The organism is Pseudomonas sp., from assembly GCF_030690725.1.
Lineage (GTDB): Bacteria > Pseudomonadota > Gammaproteobacteria > Pseudomonadales > Pseudomonadaceae > Aquipseudomonas.
On the sequence record NZ_JAUYGD010000015.1, the window covers coordinates 1 to 16242 of the forward strand.

General features: G+C 60.3%; 16 protein-coding genes and 1 pseudogene. 13 read left to right on the forward strand and 4 right to left on the reverse strand.

Going from position 1 to position 16242, the window contains the following annotated elements:
• From Q8O69_RS03380 to ispD, 4 genes and pseudogenes are all read left to right on the forward strand, one after another.
• Positions 1–474 (forward strand): annotated as a pseudogene (locus Q8O69_RS03380) (3-deoxy-8-phosphooctulonate synthase); the annotation flags it as partial.
• Positions 475–619: 145 nt separating this feature from the next.
• Positions 620–1909 carry a phosphopyruvate hydratase gene (eno, locus tag Q8O69_RS03385; RefSeq protein ID WP_305589555.1) on the forward strand — a complete coding sequence of 430 codons (1290 nt, stop codon included), beginning with the start codon at positions 620–622 and terminating at the stop codon, positions 1907–1909.
• A 190-nt stretch (positions 1910–2099) separates the two neighbouring features.
• Positions 2100–2381, forward strand: a complete 282-nt coding sequence (ftsB, locus tag Q8O69_RS03390; RefSeq protein ID WP_090248365.1) for a cell division protein FtsB — start codon at positions 2100–2102, stop codon at positions 2379–2381.
• The gene (gene ispD / locus Q8O69_RS03395; RefSeq protein WP_305589557.1) at positions 2378–3082 is read left to right on the forward strand and encodes a 2-C-methyl-D-erythritol 4-phosphate cytidylyltransferase; all 705 of its coding nucleotides are present in this window, start codon (positions 2378–2380) and stop codon (positions 3080–3082) included. The genes ftsB and ispD overlap by 4 nt, the downstream gene beginning before the upstream one ends.
• A gap of 29 nt (positions 3083–3111) precedes the next feature.
• On the opposite strand, the gene Q8O69_RS03400 is transcribed toward ispD, so the two are convergent.
• Both Q8O69_RS03400 and Q8O69_RS03405 read right to left on the reverse strand, forming a co-directional pair.
• Positions 3112–3426: an HPF/RaiA family ribosome-associated protein gene (locus Q8O69_RS03400; protein WP_305589559.1), complete on the reverse strand. Its 315-nt coding sequence runs from the start codon at positions 3424–3426 to the stop codon at positions 3112–3114.
• 79 nt (positions 3427–3505) lie between these two features.
• Entirely contained in the window at positions 3506–4438 is a 933-nt protein-coding gene (locus Q8O69_RS03405) for a LysR family transcriptional regulator (RefSeq protein WP_305589561.1), read from the reverse strand.
• A gap of 125 nt (positions 4439–4563) precedes the next feature.
• Here Q8O69_RS03405 and Q8O69_RS03410 point away from each other — a divergent pair, with 125 nt between their 5' ends.
• From Q8O69_RS03410 to rpoS, 9 genes are all read left to right on the forward strand, one after another.
• Entirely contained in the window at positions 4564–5676 is a 1113-nt protein-coding gene (locus Q8O69_RS03410) for an S-(hydroxymethyl)glutathione dehydrogenase/class III alcohol dehydrogenase (protein WP_305589563.1), read from the forward strand.
• A gap of 40 nt (positions 5677–5716) precedes the next feature.
• Positions 5717–6562: an S-formylglutathione hydrolase gene (gene fghA, locus Q8O69_RS03415; RefSeq protein WP_305589565.1), complete on the forward strand. Its 846-nt coding sequence runs from the start codon at positions 5717–5719 to the stop codon at positions 6560–6562.
• Positions 6563–6662: 100 nt separating this feature from the next.
• Positions 6663–7136 carry a 2-C-methyl-D-erythritol 2,4-cyclodiphosphate synthase gene (ispF, locus tag Q8O69_RS03420; protein WP_305589567.1) on the forward strand — a complete coding sequence of 158 codons (474 nt, stop codon included), beginning with the start codon at positions 6663–6665 and terminating at the stop codon, positions 7134–7136.
• Positions 7133–8191 (forward strand): tRNA pseudouridine(13) synthase TruD, encoded by a 1059-nt coding sequence (gene truD, locus Q8O69_RS03425; RefSeq protein WP_305589569.1) that lies wholly within the window; start codon positions 7133–7135, stop codon positions 8189–8191. Before ispF ends, truD begins: the two co-directional genes overlap by 4 nt.
• On the forward strand, positions 8179–8928 hold the full coding sequence (surE, locus tag Q8O69_RS03430) for a 5'/3'-nucleotidase SurE (protein ID WP_305589571.1): 750 nt from the start codon (positions 8179–8181) through the stop codon (positions 8926–8928). The genes truD and surE overlap by 13 nt, the downstream gene beginning before the upstream one ends.
• Positions 8929–8969: 41 nt before the next feature.
• Positions 8970–9605, forward strand: a complete 636-nt coding sequence (locus tag Q8O69_RS03435; RefSeq protein ID WP_275961604.1) for a protein-L-isoaspartate(D-aspartate) O-methyltransferase — start codon at positions 8970–8972, stop codon at positions 9603–9605.
• Between the two features lie 23 nt (positions 9606–9628).
• Positions 9629–10567, forward strand: a complete 939-nt coding sequence (locus Q8O69_RS03440; RefSeq protein ID WP_305589573.1) for a DUF368 domain-containing protein — start codon at positions 9629–9631, stop codon at positions 10565–10567.
• Positions 10568–10617: 50 nt separating this feature from the next.
• Positions 10618–11481 (forward strand): peptidoglycan DD-metalloendopeptidase family protein, encoded by an 864-nt coding sequence (locus tag Q8O69_RS03445; protein ID WP_305589575.1) that lies wholly within the window; start codon positions 10618–10620, stop codon positions 11479–11481.
• Positions 11482–11586: 105 nt separating this feature from the next.
• Positions 11587–12597, forward strand: a complete 1011-nt coding sequence (rpoS, locus tag Q8O69_RS03450) for an RNA polymerase sigma factor RpoS (RefSeq protein ID WP_275961209.1) — start codon at positions 11587–11589, stop codon at positions 12595–12597.
• 567 nt (positions 12598–13164) lie between these two features.
• On the opposite strand, the gene fdxA is transcribed toward rpoS, so the two are convergent.
• Positions 13165–13488 carry a ferredoxin FdxA gene (gene fdxA / locus Q8O69_RS03455; protein WP_090248347.1) on the reverse strand — a complete coding sequence of 108 codons (324 nt, stop codon included), beginning with the start codon at positions 13486–13488 and terminating at the stop codon, positions 13165–13167.
• A gap of 138 nt (positions 13489–13626) precedes the next feature.
• Positions 13627–16200 (reverse strand): DNA mismatch repair protein MutS, encoded by a 2574-nt coding sequence (mutS, locus tag Q8O69_RS03460; RefSeq protein ID WP_305589578.1) that lies wholly within the window; start codon positions 16198–16200, stop codon positions 13627–13629.
• Between the last annotated feature and the right edge of the window lie 42 nt (positions 16201–16242).

Sequence of the window (16242 nt, forward strand, 5' to 3'; positions counted from 1 at the left end):
GTGGTGGCCATGGCCAAGACCGGTGCGGTGATCAATATCAAGAAAGCCCAGTTCCTCGCACCCCAGGAGATGAAGCACATCCTGGCCAAGTGTGAAGAGGCCGGTAATGACCAACTGATTCTCTGCGAACGTGGTTCTAGCTTCGGCTACAACAACCTGGTGGTGGACATGCTCGGCTTCGGCATCATGAAGCAGATGAACTACCCGGTGTTCTTCGACGTGACTCACGCCCTGCAAATGCCGGGTGGCCGCGCCGATTCCGCCGGCGGTCGTCGTGCTCAAGTGACTGATCTGGCCAAGGCGGGCATGAGTCAGGGCCTGGCCGGTCTGTTCCTCGAAGCCCATCCGGACCCGGACAACGCCAAATGCGACGGCCCTTGCGCCCTGCGTCTGGACAAGCTGGAGCCGTTCCTCACCCAGCTCAAGCAGCTGGATGATTTGATCAAGAGTTTTGCGCCGATTGAGACTGCCTGAAACGGCAAATCTCCGGTAAAGTGCCATTTGTATACAATCTGACTAAATAGTCAGTACATGTTGTGCGTTGGAGTAACCGCCAACGCGTAATGAGTGTGCAACTCGGTACCACCCTTTTCGTCAATTTTTTGGAGTGCTACACGCAATGGCAACGATCGTCGACATCAAAGGCCGTGAGGTTCTCGATTCCCGTGGTAACCCAACTGTGGAAGCCGATGTAATTCTCGAAGGCGGCATCATCGGCAGCGCCTGTGCGCCGTCCGGTGCCTCCACCGGTTCGCGTGAAGCGCTGGAATTGCGTGATGGCGACAAGAGCCGTTACCTGGGCAAGGGCGTGCTGAAAGCCGTAGCCAACATCAATGGCCCGATCCGCGACCTGCTGCTGGGTAAAGATGCCACCGACCAGAAAGCCCTCGACCTGGCGATGATTGCCCTCGACGGTACTGAAAACAAAGCCACTCTGGGCGCCAACGCCATTCTCGCCGTGTCCCTGGCCGCTGCCAAGGCTGCCGCTCAGGCCAAGGGCGTGCCGTTGTACGCGCACATCGCCGATCTGAATGGCACTCCGGGCGTTTACTCGATGCCGGTGCCGATGATGAACATCATCAACGGCGGCGAGCACGCCGATAACAACGTTGATATCCAGGAATTCATGGTTCAGCCGGTAGGCGCGAAAACCTTCGCCGACGCGCTGCGCATGGGTACCGAGATTTTCCATCACCTCAAAGCCGTGCTGAAAGCTCGTGGTCTGAGCACTTCCGTCGGTGACGAAGGTGGCTTCGCGCCGAACCTGGCTTCCAACGAAGACGCCCTGGCGGCTATCGCTGAAGCCGTGGCTAACGCCGGCTACACCCTGGGCGACGACGTCACCCTGGCTCTGGACTGCGCCTCCAGCGAGTTCTTCAAGGACGGCAAGTACGACCTGGCTGGCGAAGGCAAAGTGTTTGACGCTGCCGGTTTCGCCGACTACCTGGCTGGCCTGTCCGAGCGTTACCCGATCATCTCCATCGAAGACGGCATGGACGAGTCCGACTGGGCTGGCTGGAAGGTGCTGACCGATAAAATCGGCAGCAAAGTACAACTGGTTGGCGACGACCTGTTTGTAACCAACACCAAGATCCTCAAGCGTGGCATCGACGAGTCGATCGGCAACTCGATCCTGATCAAGTTCAACCAGATCGGCACCCTGACCGAGACCCTGGAAGCCATCCAGATGGCCAAGGCCGCTGGTTACACTGCTGTGATCTCGCACCGCTCGGGTGAAACCGAAGACAGCACCATCGCCGATCTGGCTGTTGGTACTGCTGCTGGCCAGATCAAGACCGGCTCGCTGTGCCGTTCGGACCGCGTGTCCAAGTACAACCAATTGCTGCGTATCGAAGAGCAGCTGGCGGGTAAAGCTCCGTACAAAGGCCGCGCCGAGTTTCGTGGCTGAAAACCGCTGCGCTCGACTATGCGGCGTTAAAATCAGGCTCGGCATGCTCATTTACTGCAGTAAACTCCGCTGCCTCGCCTGATTTTGCCTTGCCTAGTCTTCGCTCGCGATGTTTTCAGTGACCACTCAATGCGTGGTAAAAGAGGGGCGGCACGAGTCGCCCCTTTTTCGTTCGGAAGCTTCTTACGCTATGCGCAATAATTTTTACTGGGTTTTTATCGTGCTGATCGCCGTGCTGGCAGGTCTGCAGTATCGCCTGTGGGTCGGCGATGGCAGCCTGGCGCAGGTGGCCCAGTTGCAGCAGCAGATCGCCGATCAACAGGGCGAAAACCAGCAGCTGCAGGAGCGCAACCGGATTCTCGAAGCCGAGGTTCTGGAGTTGAAAAGCGGGATGGAAACCGTCGAAGAGCGTGCGCGGCATGAGCTGGGCATGCTTAAAGAGGGCGAAACCCTCTATCAGTTGGCTGAATGAATACCTCTGAATTACCCCCTTTCTGGGCGTTGCTTCCTGCTGCCGGCATTGGCAGCCGGATGCGCGCCGACCGGCCCAAGCAGTACCTGCAACTGGCCGGCAAAAGCATTATCGAACACACCTTGGCGTGCTTTCTTGAGCATCCGCAGCTGCGTGCGGTGGTGGTCAGCCTAGCGGTGGATGATCCCTACTGGCCGACCCTTGGCTGCGCCAGTGATCCGCGTATTCAGCGCGCCGATGGCGGTGCCGAACGCGCCGATTCGGTACTCAGCGGTTTGCTGCGTTTGAGTGAGCTGGGTGCCCAGGAACAGGATTGGGTGCTGGTACATGACGCCGCGCGGCCCAACCTGGCGCGCAGCGATCTGGATCTGTTGCTCAGTGAGCTGGCCGATGATCCTGTGGGCGGCCTGTTGGCCGTGCCGGCGCGCGATACGCTCAAGCGTGCCGGCGCCGATGGCCGGGTGCAGATGACGGTGGATCGTTCGACCATCTGGCAGGCCTTTACCCCGCAGATGTTCCGTCTTGGCGAATTGCAGCGTGCTCTGAGCGCCGCTTTGGCCGCAGGCGCGGCCATCACCGATGAGGCTTCGGCCATTGAGTGGGCTGGGTATGCCCCCCGTTTGATCGAGGGGCGCGGGGATAATCTCAAGGTCACCCGGCCAGAAGATCTGAAGTTGCTCGCGGGGCTCTGGCAAGACTAATCCGGCGGCTGGGCCGCCGGATTGTTTGGCTAATTGACGCGGGTCTTGCTGATATCGCGCTCAAGTACTGTGGTCAGCTTGTTGATGGCGCCCTCGATGGCCTGCTCGAGATGGTCGGCATTATGCGATACGGAAATCGGGTCGCGGCCCTTGGGGCGGGCTTCGATCAGGCAGCGCTTATCATTGCCGCCGGCTTTGTGGGCGTTCTCATCACGCAGATGTACTTCGACGCGGGTGAGATGATCTTCGAAGCGTTTGATCTTGTCTCCCACGCGTGTGCCAACGTTGGTTATAAATTCCTGCGACGCTTCAATGTGGTTGTCGCTGTTTACCAGTACTTGCATAACGCTCTCCTTAATTGAGGCAGTGGTCTGCTGTGGATCAAGTGCAGGCTGTCTACATACCTACTTTTAGGATAGGCGCTTAACGGCTAGGTTCCGGGGCGCCTGTGACACGATGTTGCCGGTCCTGATGGTATTCCGGCCGCGCGGCCAACCCCTGCTTAAGAAAATCCACCAGCTGCCGCACTTTGGGTGACAGGTGGCGCTGCTGGGGATACAGCGCCCACACCGCAGTGTCCGGCGGCTGCTGGTTATCCAGCAGCGAGACCAGCGCGCCGCTGCGCAGATGTTCCAGCACGTAATAATCAGGCAGCTGACACAGGCCAAGGCCGCGTAATGCGGCTTCCAGTACCGCCTGGCCACTGTTGCAGCGCCAGTTGCCTTGCACCCGCAGGCTGGAATCTCGGCCACTGGCCTGAAAACTCCAGAGATCCGAACTGCCGATCAGGCAGTTGTGCCGGGCCAGCTCCGACAACGAGTGTGGGCGCCCATAGCGCTGCAGGTACTCGGGGGCTGCGCACAGGTACATCTGCCGCGGAGCCAGGCGCGTGGCCACCAGTCTTGAGTCCTGCAGGCGACCCAGGCGGATGGCCAGGTCGAGACCGTCATGCAGCAGGTCGAGGGTGCGGTTGCTTAGCTCTATATCCACCCGCAATTGCGAATGCTGCAGCATAAAGTCGGTCACCAGCGGCACGATAAAGCGCTCGCCGTAGGCCACTGCGCAGGTCATGCGCAGCAGGCCCTTGGGTTCGCTGCCCAGGTCGCCGACTGCGCGCAGGGCTTCTTCGCGGGCATCCTGCAGGCGCTGGCAATGCTGTAAGAACGTCTGTCCGGCCTCGGTTAGTGCCACGCGGCGGGTGCTGCGGTAGAACAGGCGCGTTTGCAGGCGCTCTTCCAAGCGGGCGATCTGCCGGCTGACCTGGGATGACGACAGGCTCAGGCGTTCGGCGGCGGCGGTGAACTGGCCGCACTCGGCGACGGCGACAAATTCATCGAGGCCTTCCCAGCGATTCATGGCGGATGTCCTTGGTGCGGTTTGATTATCCCTGTATAGCAAGAATGTTTTGTTTTTTGGCAGATTATCTATCTGCATCACTGATCTACACTCTGCGCCACCGTTGAATCCGCTGGAGAGCGATCATGATCAAGTCCCGTGCTGCCGTAGCCTTTGCCCCCAATCAGCCGCTGCAAATCGTCGAAGTCGACGTGGCGCCGCCCAAGGCCGGGGAGGTGCTGGTGCGCATTGTCGCCACCGGCGTGTGCCACACAGACGCCTACACCTTGTCCGGTGAGGATTCCGAAGGGGTGTTCCCGGCGATTCTCGGCCATGAAGGCGGCGGCATCGTCGAAGCCATCGGCGAGGGCGTGACCTCGGTGCAGGTCGGCGACCACGTGATTCCGCTGTACACCGCCGAATGCCGCGCCTGCAAATTCTGCACATCCGGCAAAACCAACCTGTGCAGTTCGGTGCGCGCCACCCAAGGCAAGGGCCTGATGCCGGACGGCACCAGCCGCTTCAGCTACAACGGCGAGCCGATCTACCACTACATGGGCTGCTCGACCTTCTCCGAATACACCGTGCTGCCGGAAGTCTCCCTGGCAGTGATCCCCAAGGAAGCGCCGCTGGAGAAGGTCTGCCTGCTCGGTTGCGGCGTGACCACCGGCATCGGCGCCGTGCTCAATACCGCCAAGGTGGAAGAGGGCGCCACGGTGGCGATCTTTGGCCTCGGCGGTATCGGCCTGGCAGCGATCATTGGCGCGAAGATGGCCAAGGCCTCGCGCATCATCGCCATCGATATCAACCCTGCCAAGTTTGAGGTGGCGCGTGAGCTGGGTGCGACTGACTTCGTTAACCCTAAGGATTTCGCCAAGCCAATTCAGGATGTCATCGTCGAGATGACCGACGGCGGCGTGGACTATTCCTTCGAATGCGTCGGCAATGTGCAGCTGATGCGCGCGGCGCTGGAATGCGCGCACAAGGGCTGGGGTGAGTCGGTGATTATCGGCGTGGCCGGTGCCGGTCAGGAAATCAGCACACGTCCGTTCCAGCTGGTGACCGGCCGCGTGTGGCGCGGTTCGGCGTTCGGTGGCGTTAAAGGCCGTACCGAGCTGCCGAGCTATGTGGAAAAGGCGCAGAAGGGTGAAATTCCGCTGGACACCTTTATTACCCACAACATGCCGCTGGAAGACATCAACAAGGCCTTCGACCTGATGCATGAAGGCAAGAGCATTCGCACGGTTATCCACTTCTGATCACGCTGGGCGGCTGTGATGGCCGCCCACTGGAGGCCCTATGACCTTGGAAAATATTTCCTGCCAGAAGAGTGCCGGTGGCTGGCACAAGCGTTACCGCCACCGCTCGGCGGTGCTGGGCTGCGACATGGTGTTTGCCGTGTATCTGCCGCCGCAGGCCGAGCAGGGCGGCAAACTGCCGGTGCTGTATTGGCTGAGTGGGCTGACCTGCACCGACGAAAACTTTATGCAGAAGGCTGGCGCGCACAAGCTGGCAGCCGAGCTGGGGATGATCATCGTCGCTCCGGATACCAGCCCGCGCGGCGCCGATGTGCCGGATGATCCGGACAAGGCCTGGGACTTTGGTCTGGGCGCCGGTTTCTACCTGAACGCCACCCAGGAACCCTGGGCGCGGCATTACCGCATGTACGACTATGTGGTGCAGGAGCTACCGGCGCTGATCGAGGCGAATTTCCCGGTATCCGACAAGCGCGGCATCAGCGGCCACTCCATGGGTGGGCACGGTGCGCTGGTCTGCGCGTTGCGCAACCCGGGGCGCTATCAATCGTTGTCGGCTTTTGCGCCGATCAGCAACCCAAGCAACTGCCCCTGGGGCGAGAAGGCATTCTCACGCTACCTCGGTGATGAACGTTCACGCTGGCGCGAATGGGATGCCTGCGCCTTGCTTGCCGAGGCGCCGGAGAAACTGCCGATTCTGGTGGATCAGGGCGATCGTGATGATTTCCTGGAAAACCAGCTCAAGCCGGATGCCCTCAAGGCTGCGGCGCAGGCTGCAGGCCATCCACTGACCCTGCGCCTGCAGCCGGGCTACGACCACAGCTACTACTTTATCGCCAGCTTTATCGATGACCACCTGCGTCATCACGCCAAGGCGCTATTGAGCTGAACCGGCGCTGGCGGACGACGTTCGGTTCGCCAGCTAGCCGGCTCCTGCAGGCAGCTTTCAGTTAGAATCACGCCCTGACTTTTTCAGGGCGTTGTTTCTTATGCGTATTGGCCACGGCTACGATGTGCACCGCTTTACCGAGGGCTCCTTTATTACCTTGGGCGGCGTGCAGATTCCCCATAAGTTCGGCCTGCTGGCCCATTCCGATGGCGACGTGCTGCTGCATGCCTTGAGCGATGCCTTGCTCGGCGCGGCCGCGCTGGGCGATATCGGCAAACACTTCCCCGATACCGACCCGACCTTTAAGGGCGCGGACAGCCGTGTGCTGCTGCGCCATGTGCTCGGCCTTATTCACGGCAAGGGCTGGCAGGTCGGTAATGTCGACGCCACCATCGTCGCTCAGGCGCCGAAGATGGCGCCGCAAATCGAGACCATGCGTGCGCGGATTGCCGAAGACCTGCAGGTGGGCCTGGATCAGGTCAACGTCAAGGCCACGACCACCGAGAAACTCGGCTTTACCGGGCGTGAAGAAGGCATCGCCGTGCATGCCGTCGCGCTGTTGGTCGTCCGATGAACGAACGGCAACTGTTGGGCCCGCGCGCCCATGGCGAGCCCTGCGGTACTGCGGTGCTCAAGGCCGTGGCGGAAGATTTTCAGGTCGATGAAGTGCTGGATATTCCCCTGGCCGGCGAGGGCGAGCACCTCTGGCTGTGGGTGGAAAAGCGCGAGCTGAACACCGAAGAGGCCGCCAAGCGCATCGCCCGTGCCGCCGGCGTGCCGCTGAAGTTGATCAGCTATGCCGGCCTCAAGGATCGTCAGGCCCTGACCCGTCAGTGGTTCAGCCTGCACCTGCCGGGCAAGGTCGATCCCGATTTGAGCGCAGCCGAAGATGCCAGCCTGGGCATCCTCAAGCAGGTGCGGCATAGCCGCAAACTGCAGCGCGGCGCGCATGCGGCCAACGGCTTTACCCTGCGCCTGACCCAGCTGGCTGCGGATCGCGAGGCGCTGGATCAACGCCTGACGCAAATCGCCGCGCAGGGCATTCCCAACTATTACGGCTTGCAGCGCTTCGGCCATGAAGGTGGCAATGTTGCCCATGCCCGGCATTTTGCGGCGAACAAGAGCCTGCCGGAAAAGCGCAATGTGCGTTCGCGGGTGCTATCGGCGGCGCGCAGCTATCTGTTCAATCAGGTGCTGGCCGAGCGGGTAGCCGCCGGCACCTGGAATCAGGCGCTGCTCGGTGATCTGCTGGCCTTTACCGACAGCCGCAGCTTCTTCCCTGCTGGCGAGGCGGAGTGCAGCGATCCGCGCCTGGCGATTCTCGATCTGCATCCGACGGGCCCGTTGTGGGGTGCAGGTGTCTCTACCGCCGGCGGCGTGGCGCAGGCGCTGGAGCAGGATCTGGCCGCACGCGAAAGCGTTCTGGTCGACTGGTTGGCAGAAGCGGACATGACGCACGAACGGCGTATCCTGCGCCTCCCCATTGGCGGCCTGTCGTGGCATTATCCCGAACCTGACATTCTGCAACTGGAATTCGTCCTGCCGGCTGGATGCTTCGCCACCGTCTTGGTGCGTGAGCTCGTCGATCTGTTGCCTGCAGGGCAGACGGACAACCCATGCGTATTCTGATTTCCAATGATGACGGCGTTGCTGCGCCAGGCCTTGCTGCGCTGCATGCGGCGCTGGCCGACTATGCCGAGTGCACGGTGATTGCCCCTGATCAGGACAAGAGCGGCGCGAGCAGCTCGCTGACTCTCGACCGTCCTCTGCACCCGACCACCTTATCCAATGGCTTTATCAGCCTAAACGGTACGCCGACCGATTGCGTGCACCTGGGCCTTAACGGCCTGTTGCCGCATGTGGCGGACCTGGTGGTGTCGGGCATCAACCTAGGCGCCAATCTCGGCGATGACGTGCTGTATTCCGGCACCGTTGCTGCGGCACTCGAAGGGCGCTTTCTGGCCCGTCCGGCGTTTGCCTTTTCTCTGCTTTCGCGCATGCCGGATAACCTGGCCACCGCAGCCTATTTTGCCCGCAAGCTGGTCGAGGCGCATGAGCAGCTCGACCTACCGCCGCGCACCGTACTCAACGTGAATATCCCCAATCTGCCGCTGGAGCATATCCGCGGTATTCAGCTGACCCGCCTGGGCCATCGCGCCCGCGCTGCGGCGCCGGTGAAGGTGGTCAACCCGCGTGGTAAAGAGGGTTACTGGATCTCGGTGGCCGGTGATGCGGAAGACGGCGGCCCCGGCACAGATTTCCATGCAGTGATGCAGGGTTATGTCTCGGTCACCCCACTGCAGCTGGATCGTACCTTTATGGACGGTTTCAACAGCCTGCAACCCTGGCTGGAGGGTTTGCTGTGATCCGCCGTGAACAGGACGAACTGCAGCACCGCGGCATCGGCATGACCTCGCAGCGCACCCGCGAGCGGCTGATTCAGCGGCTTTACGAGGAAGGCCTATCCAACGCCCATGTGCTGGAAGCCATCCGTCGCACGCCGCGTCATCTGTTTGTCGATGAGGCCCTGGCCCATCGCGCTTATGAAGACACGGCGCTGCCGATTGGCAACAACCAGACCATCTCGCAGCCCTATATGGTCGCGCGCATGAGCGAGCTGCTGCTGGCCGCCGGTCCGCTGGACAAGGTGCTGGAAATTGGCACCGGCTCGGGCTATCAGACGGCGATCCTGGCTCAGCTGGTTGAACGGGTGTTTAGCGTCGAGCGCATCCAGAGCCTGCAGGAAAAAGCCAAGGAGCGTTTGACCCAGCTCAATCTGCGCAATGTGGTGTTTCGCTGGGGTGACGGCTGGGAAGGTTGGAATGCTCTGGGTCCGTACAACGGCATCATCGTCACCGCAGCGGCGGCCAACGTGCCGCAGGCGTTGCTCGATCAGCTGGCTCCGGGCGGTCGCCTGGTGATTCCGGTCGGGGCGGGTGATGTGCAGGAATTGCTGCTGATCGTCCGTGAAGAAGACGGCTTTTCTCGTCATGTGCTGGATGCTGTGCGCTTTGTACCCTTGCTTAACGGGCCTCTGGCCTGATTCGATTGTTTACGGATGAACTCATGAAGAAGTATTTCCTGCTATACGCCAAAGGCATTGCCATGGGCGCTGCCGACGTAGTGCCCGGTGTGTCGGGCGGCACTGTGGCGTTTATTAGCGGTATCTATGACGAGTTGCTGCGCTCGATTGCCAGCGTGCCGGTGGCTCTGGGTCTGTTGCTGCGTGGGCGTGTTGTTGAGGCCTGGAAAGCCGCCAATGCAACCTTTCTGCTGGTGCTGCTGCTGGGCGTTATGACCAGCGTGCTGAGTCTGGCGCGGCTGATCACCTACCTGCTGGTCGAGCAGCCGATTCCAGTGTGGTCGTTCTTCTTCGGTCTGATTCTGGTTTCCACACATTTGGTGGTTCGCGAAATTCAGCGCTGGAACTGGACGCGAGTGGTCAGCCTGATTCTAGGGGCGGCGTTCGCCTACTGGATTACCGTGGCGTCGCCCCTACAGCTGGGGCATGACCCGCTGAGCCTGTTCTTCGCCGGCGCTATCGCCATCTGCGCGATGATTCTGCCGGGTATCTCCGGCAGCTTTATTCTGGTGCTGTTGGGGCTGTACAGCTTTGTGCTGACGGCGGTAAAGGGCCTGGATATTACCGTGCTGCTGATTTTTGCCAGCGGTTGCCTGGTGGGTATTGTCAGCTTTGCAGGGATTCTGCGTTGGCTGCTGGCGCGCTGGCGTGACCTGACCCTGGCGTTTCTTACCGGGTTGATGATCGGTTCGCTGAATAAGATCTGGCCCTGGAAGGAAACCCTGACCTGGCGTGTCGATAGCCGTGGTGAGCAGGTGCCACTGTTGCAAGCCAATCTCTGGCCTACGCAATTCGCCGAAATCAGCGGCCAGGACCCGCAGTTGCTGCTGGCCGTTGCCCTGGCGATTGCCGGCATTCTGCTGGTGCTGGGCCTGGAGTGGTTGGCCGGGCGCAATCCGCAAAGCGCTGGTGATAACCCATAATTGCGGCACAATGCACGCCAGTTAGATGTAAGCAGTTTTGCCCGAGGGAGATGCAGGTGAGTTTCACAGCCATTCAATTGCCGATTCGCGCCAGCAGTGCTCGTACCCTGTTGAGTGGCCTTGTCTTCGGTGCGCTGCTCAGCGCCTGTGCAAGCCCGCCTCCGGGTGGCGTCAAGGTGGTTGACCGTACCCAGGGCGGCGCCACTCAGGCACCGCAGCGCCAGCCGGTCAGCAGTGGCCAGTATCAGGTACAGCGTGGGGATACGCTGTACTCGATTGCGTTCCGCTTCGGCTGGGATTGGAAGGCGCTGGCGGCACGCAATGGCATTGCGCCGCCTTACCTGATCCGCGTTGGCCAAATCATCCGCTTTGATGGACAGCCTGCCAGTCGCCCGTCCGTGGTAGCGACGGCCCCTGTGGTTAGCACGCCGCCGCCCGGCCGTCCTAGCACACCCATGCAAACCAAACCCGTGCAAACCCAACCGCCAGCGCCGGTGAAAACCACGCCAAGCGTCACCGCGTTACCGCCGACGCAGCGCTCTGCATCGGGTTGGCTGTGGCCGTCCAATGGGCCGGTTATCGGGCGTTTTTCCTCAAACGGCAGTTTGAATAAAGGCATTGATATCGGCGGAGAATTGGGCCAGCCTGTTTTAGCTGCGTCTGATGGTTCAGTGGTCTACGCCGGGAGTGGTTTACGGGGCTACGGCGAATTAGTGATCATCAAACATAGCGATACCTACGTAAGCGCCTACGGTCACAACCGCAGGTTGTTGGTGCAGGAGGGGCAACAGGTCAAAGCCGGGCAGAAAATTGCCGAAATGGGTTCCACAGGAACCGACCGGGTGAAACTTCACTTTGAAGTGCGCCGCCAAGGTAAACCTGTCGACCCGCTGCAATACCTGCCGCGACGTTGATCTTGCGCTAGCCTGTCTCCACCACGTGGGAGGGACAGGCTTTGGTGTAACCAGGGATTTGGTCTCGCCAGGGCTTGCTGTCGAACTCAGCAAGGAATAACAAAAATGGCTCTCAATAAAAAAGAAGCGCCGGAGTTTGACGTCGATGATGAAGTGCTCCTGATGGAGCCTGCTATTGTCCTTGACGATGATTCAGACGAAGAAGCGCAACCGCCACTTTCCCGCAGCAAAACCAAAGCATCCGCGACCAGCAGCAAACAGCATAAGTACATCGATTACACCCGCGCGCTCGACGCCACTCAGCTGTACCTCAACGAAATCGGCTTTTCCCCTCTACTGACTCCTGAAGAAGAAGTATTCTTTGCGCGCCTGGCGCAGAAGGGCGACCCTGCCGGCCGCAAGCGCATGATTGAAAGCAACCTGCGCCTGGTGGTGAAGATCGCTCGGCGTTACGTCAATCGTGGTTTGTCTCTGCTGGATCTGATTGAAGAGGGCAACCTCGGTTTGATCCGCGCGGTAGAGAAATTCGATCCTGAGCGAGGTTTCCGTTTTTCGACCTATGCCACCTGGTGGATCCGCCAGACCATCGAACGGGCGATCATGAATCAGACCCGTACAATTCGCCTCCCCATTCATGTGGTGAAAGAGCTCAACGTCTACCTGCGCGCAGCTCGCGAATTGACCCAGAAGCTCGACCATGAGCCTTCTGCAGAAGAAATTGCCAACCTGCTGGAAAAACCGGTGGGCGAAGTCAAACGCATGCTCGGCTTGAATGAGCGTGTTTCCTCGGTGGATGTCTCACTGGGCCAGGATTCGGATAAAACCCTGCTCGATACCCTGACCGATGATCGTCCGACCGACCCCTGTGAGTTGCTGCAGGACGATGATCTGTCGCAGAGCATCGACCAGTGGCTGTCTGAACTGACCGACAAGCAGCGTGAGGTGGTGATTCGCCGCTTCGGTCTGCGCGGCCATGAAAGCTGCACCCTGGAAGAAGTTGGCCAGGAAATCGGCCTGACCCGTGAGCGCGTTCGGCAGATTCAGGTCGAAGCCCTCAAGCGTTTGCGGGAGATTCTGGAAAAGAATGGCCTGTCGAGCGACTCACTGTTCCAGTGAGCTTGATGCGTTAACACTCAACCCGGCCCTGGCCGGGTTTTTTGTGCCTGTGTTCCATGGCCGCCACTCTCTAGTGAGCGTCATGGATGTCACCAGAAGATATTGCTGGCGAGTTTTGTGAGTACTTGTGTAAGCCATTGCTTACAGGGTGCGTAAGCCATTGGTGCGCAAGGCGGCCGGCGAACTGCTCTGTGTTATTTTAAGTTATTGTTTTTAAACAATATTTAATTTTACTGGCGAAGGCTAAAGACCATTTGAATGGAGTTTTAAGCGCTTGTTAGGAAGGCGGAAATCGCTAGTATTACACCTGTGCTCAGGGACAAGCACAGGTTGTCAGGAAGACAATCAGGACATCGCAAGACGCGATTCATCAGGATGATGAGCTGGGAAATACAGGGACTAGGGACAAAAGAGTGGGCGACGCGAGTCGCCCCTTTTTTTGTCCGCGTTTTGTGTGCCCATCATTTGCAGATCACTCTGCCGGCCTTGCTCCAGGCAATTCTGGGTCTGCAGAAAAGTAAAAACCCGCACAAGGCGGGTTTTTTGTGTAGCCAGAGGAGCTAAGTACTAGCGCTCCAGATACTGCAGCTTGTCTTTCACGCCATCCCACTCTTCAGCGTCCGGCAGGGACTCTTTCTTTTCGGTGATATTTGGCCAGACTTCAGCCAGATCAGCGTTCAGTTCGATGTATTCCTGCTGATCTTCCGGCACCTCATCTTCGGAGAAGATGGCTTGTGCAGGGCACTCAGGCTCGCAGAGTGCGCAATCGATGCACTCGTCCGGGTGGATCACCAGGAAGTTCGGGCCTTCGTAGAAGCAGTCCACCGGGCAGACTTCTACGCAGTCGGTGTATTTGCATTTGACGCAGTTGTCGGTAACGACGAAGGTCATTTCTGATTCTCTCCTCGGGCGCCAGCCTGCCCCGTTCTATGCGGGTTTCAGCAGGCTAGGGGTAATGGCCACGGCTCAGGCTTTAAGTCGGGCAGTCATAAAAATGCGCGCGATTCTAACAGTTCGCGCGCAATAACGTTAGAAGCGTGTCTTCCATGTATATAACAGTTCTAGCGCTTTACGCGGAGTCAGATCATCCGGGTTGATCTTGCGTAATTCCTCCTGCAGCGGATGCGGCAGGCTGGCAAACATATCGCTCTGCATCGGTGCGGCCGTCTGGCCGGGCTGCGCCGGCGGCAGTTCGTGGGGCAGGCTGGTGGTTTCCAGGCGCGCCAGATGCTCGCGGGCGCGCAGGATGACCTCATTCGGCACGCCCGCCAGTTGCGCCACAGCCAGGCCGTAGCTCTGGCTGGCCGGGCCAGGCAGCACATGGTGGAGGAAGACGATGCGCTCATTATGCTCGGTGGCATTCAAATGCACGTTGGCCACGATGGGCTGGCTTTCCGGCAGTACGGTCAGCTCGAAATAATGCGTGGCGAACAGGGTGTAGGCGCGCAGCTTGGCCAGCTGTTCGGCGGCGGCCCAGGCCAGCGACAGGCCGTCGAAGGTGCTGGTGCCGCGGCCGACTTCCTCCATCAGCACCAGGCTGCGCTCGCTGGCGTTATGCAGGATATTGGCGGTCTCACTCATCTCCACCATAAAGGTCGAGCGGCCGCCGGCCAGGTCATCGCTCGAACCAATGCGGGTAAAGATACGGTCGACCAGCGATAGTTCGCAGCTTTTCGCCGGGACGAAGCTGCCGATATGCGCGAGCAGCACGATCAGCGCGGTTTGGCGCATATAGGTGGATTTACCACCCATGTTCGGCCCGGTGATGATCAGCATGCGCGTGTCATCGTCCAGGCTCAGGTCGTTGGCCACAAAGGGTGTGGTCAGTACTTGCTCGACCACCGGATGCCTGCCCTGATCGATGCGCATGCAGGGCTCATCGACAAAGCGCGGGCGATTGAGATCCAGGTTCAGTGCGCGCTCGGCCAGGTTGCTCAATACGTCCAGTTCGGCCAGGGCAGCAGCGCTGTCCTGCAGCGGGCCGAGATGGCCGATCAGGCGTTCGAGCAACTCGTCATAGAGCATCTTCTCGCGGGCCAGGGCGCGGCTCTTGGCTGACAGCGCCTTGTCTTCGAACTCTTTCAGCTCGGGGGTGATAAAGCGCTCGGCGCCTTTCAGGGTCTGGCGGCGGATATAGTCGGCCGGAGCCGATTCGGCCTGCTTGCTTGGCAGCTCAATAAAGTAGCCGTGCACCCGGTTGTAGCCGACCTTGAGGTTGGCCAGGCCGGTGCGGGCTTTCTCGCGGGTTTCCAGGTCCATCAGGTACTGGCCGGCGTTTTCGCTGAGCGATTGCAACTCGTCCAGTTCGGCGTCGTAGCCGGTTTTCAGCACGCCACCATCGCGGATCACCGCCGGCGGGTTGTCGTTGATTGCGCGGGCCAGCAGTTCGGCCAGCTCCGGGTAGGTGCTGACTACGCCTGCCAGCTCGCTCAGGTGCGGCGCTTCCAGATTGCTCATGGCCATCTGTAGCGTGGGCAGCGCGGCGAGGGCGTCGCGCAGGCGCGCCAGATCGCGCGGGCGGGCATTGCGCAGGCCGATCCGCGCGAGGATACGCTCCAGATCGCCGATTTCCTTCAGCTGTGGCTGCAGGGTTTCGAAGCGATAGCGTTCCAGCAGGCAGGCAATCGATTCCTGGCGTGCTTCGAGAATGCTGCGGTCACGCAGTGGACGATTCAACCAGCGGCTGAGCAGACGGCTGCCCATGGCGGTCTGGCAGCGGTCGACCACCGACTGCAGGGTGTTTTCGCGACCACCGGCCAGGTTGATGTCCAGCTCCAGGTTACGGCGGCTGGCACCGTCGAGAATCACCGTGTCGTCCAAGCGCTCATGACGCAGGCTGCGCAGGTGGGGCAGGGCGGTGCGCTGAGTTTCTTTGGCGTAGGCCAGCAGGCAGCCGGCAGCGCCGATGGCCAGGGTCAGGTTTTCGCAGCCGAAGCCTTTCAGGTCCTGAGTAGCGAACTGCTGACACAGGCTTTTGTGCGCGGTGTCGCGTTCGAAATCCCAAGGTGCGCGGCGGCGTGCGCCACGACGTTTTTCCGCCGGCAAGCCCTGCGGCCAGTCATCGGGAATCAGCAGTTCAACTGGATTCAGGCGTTCCAGTTCGGCCAGCAGGTTTTCCCAGCCGTTGATCTCCAGCACGCTGAAGCGGCCACTGGTGATATCCAGCACGGCCAGGCCGAACAGGCGCTCGTCACCCAGCACTGCCGCCAGCAGGTTGTCGCGGCGCTCGTCGAGCAGCGCCTCATCGCTGACCGTACCCGGGGTGATGATGCGCACCACCTGGCGTTCCACCGGGCCTTTGCTGGTGGCCGGATCGCCGATTTGCTCGCAGATCACCACCGACTCGCCCAGCTTGACCAGCTTGGCCAGGTAGCCTTCCAGCGAGTGGTAGGGAATCCCGCACATGGGAATGGCCTGGCCGGCGGATTGGCCGCGCGCAGTCAGGGTGATATCCAGCAGCTTGGCGGCCTTTTTCGCGTCCTCGTAGAAGATCTCGTAGAAGTCGCCCATGCGGTAAAACATCAGCTGTTCCGGGTGCTGATTTTTCAGCTTCCAGTACTGCTGCATCATCGGCGTGTGAGAACTGAGGTCGCTTTGGCTCATCGTTTTAACTGTCCGGCTGAATCGCAAAAGCGCCTAGTGTAC

Bases quoted from the DNA above. Each gene is read 5' to 3' on its own strand.
- eno (WP_305589555.1), top strand. From the start codon at position 620: ATGGCAACGATCGTCGACATCAAAGGCCGTGAGGTTCTCGATTCCCGT.
- ftsB (WP_090248365.1), top strand. From the start codon at position 2,100: ATGCGCAATAATTTTTACTGGGTTTTTATCGTGCTGATCGCCGTGCTG.
- ispD (WP_305589557.1), top strand. From the start codon at position 2,378: ATGAATACCTCTGAATTACCCCCTTTCTGGGCGTTGCTTCCTGCTGCC.
- Q8O69_RS03400 (WP_305589559.1), bottom strand. From the start codon at position 3,426: ATGCAAGTACTGGTAAACAGCGACAACCACATTGAAGCGTCGCAGGAA.
- Q8O69_RS03405 (WP_305589561.1), bottom strand. From the start codon at position 4,438: ATGAATCGCTGGGAAGGCCTCGATGAATTTGTCGCCGTCGCCGAGTGC.
- Q8O69_RS03410 (WP_305589563.1), top strand. From the start codon at position 4,564: ATGATCAAGTCCCGTGCTGCCGTAGCCTTTGCCCCCAATCAGCCGCTG.
- fghA (WP_305589565.1), top strand. From the start codon at position 5,717: ATGACCTTGGAAAATATTTCCTGCCAGAAGAGTGCCGGTGGCTGGCAC.
- ispF (WP_305589567.1), top strand. From the start codon at position 6,663: ATGCGTATTGGCCACGGCTACGATGTGCACCGCTTTACCGAGGGCTCC.
- truD (WP_305589569.1), top strand. From the start codon at position 7,133: ATGAACGAACGGCAACTGTTGGGCCCGCGCGCCCATGGCGAGCCCTGC.
- surE (WP_305589571.1), top strand. From the start codon at position 8,179: ATGCGTATTCTGATTTCCAATGATGACGGCGTTGCTGCGCCAGGCCTT.
- Q8O69_RS03435 (WP_275961604.1), top strand. From the start codon at position 8,970: ATGACCTCGCAGCGCACCCGCGAGCGGCTGATTCAGCGGCTTTACGAG.
- Q8O69_RS03440 (WP_305589573.1), top strand. From the start codon at position 9,629: ATGAAGAAGTATTTCCTGCTATACGCCAAAGGCATTGCCATGGGCGCT.
- Q8O69_RS03445 (WP_305589575.1), top strand. From the start codon at position 10,618: ATGCAGGTGAGTTTCACAGCCATTCAATTGCCGATTCGCGCCAGCAGT.
- rpoS (WP_275961209.1), top strand. From the start codon at position 11,587: ATGGCTCTCAATAAAAAAGAAGCGCCGGAGTTTGACGTCGATGATGAA.
- fdxA (WP_090248347.1), bottom strand. From the start codon at position 13,488: ATGACCTTCGTCGTTACCGACAACTGCGTCAAATGCAAATACACCGAC.
- mutS (WP_305589578.1), bottom strand. From the start codon at position 16,200: ATGAGCCAAAGCGACCTCAGTTCTCACACGCCGATGATGCAGCAGTAC.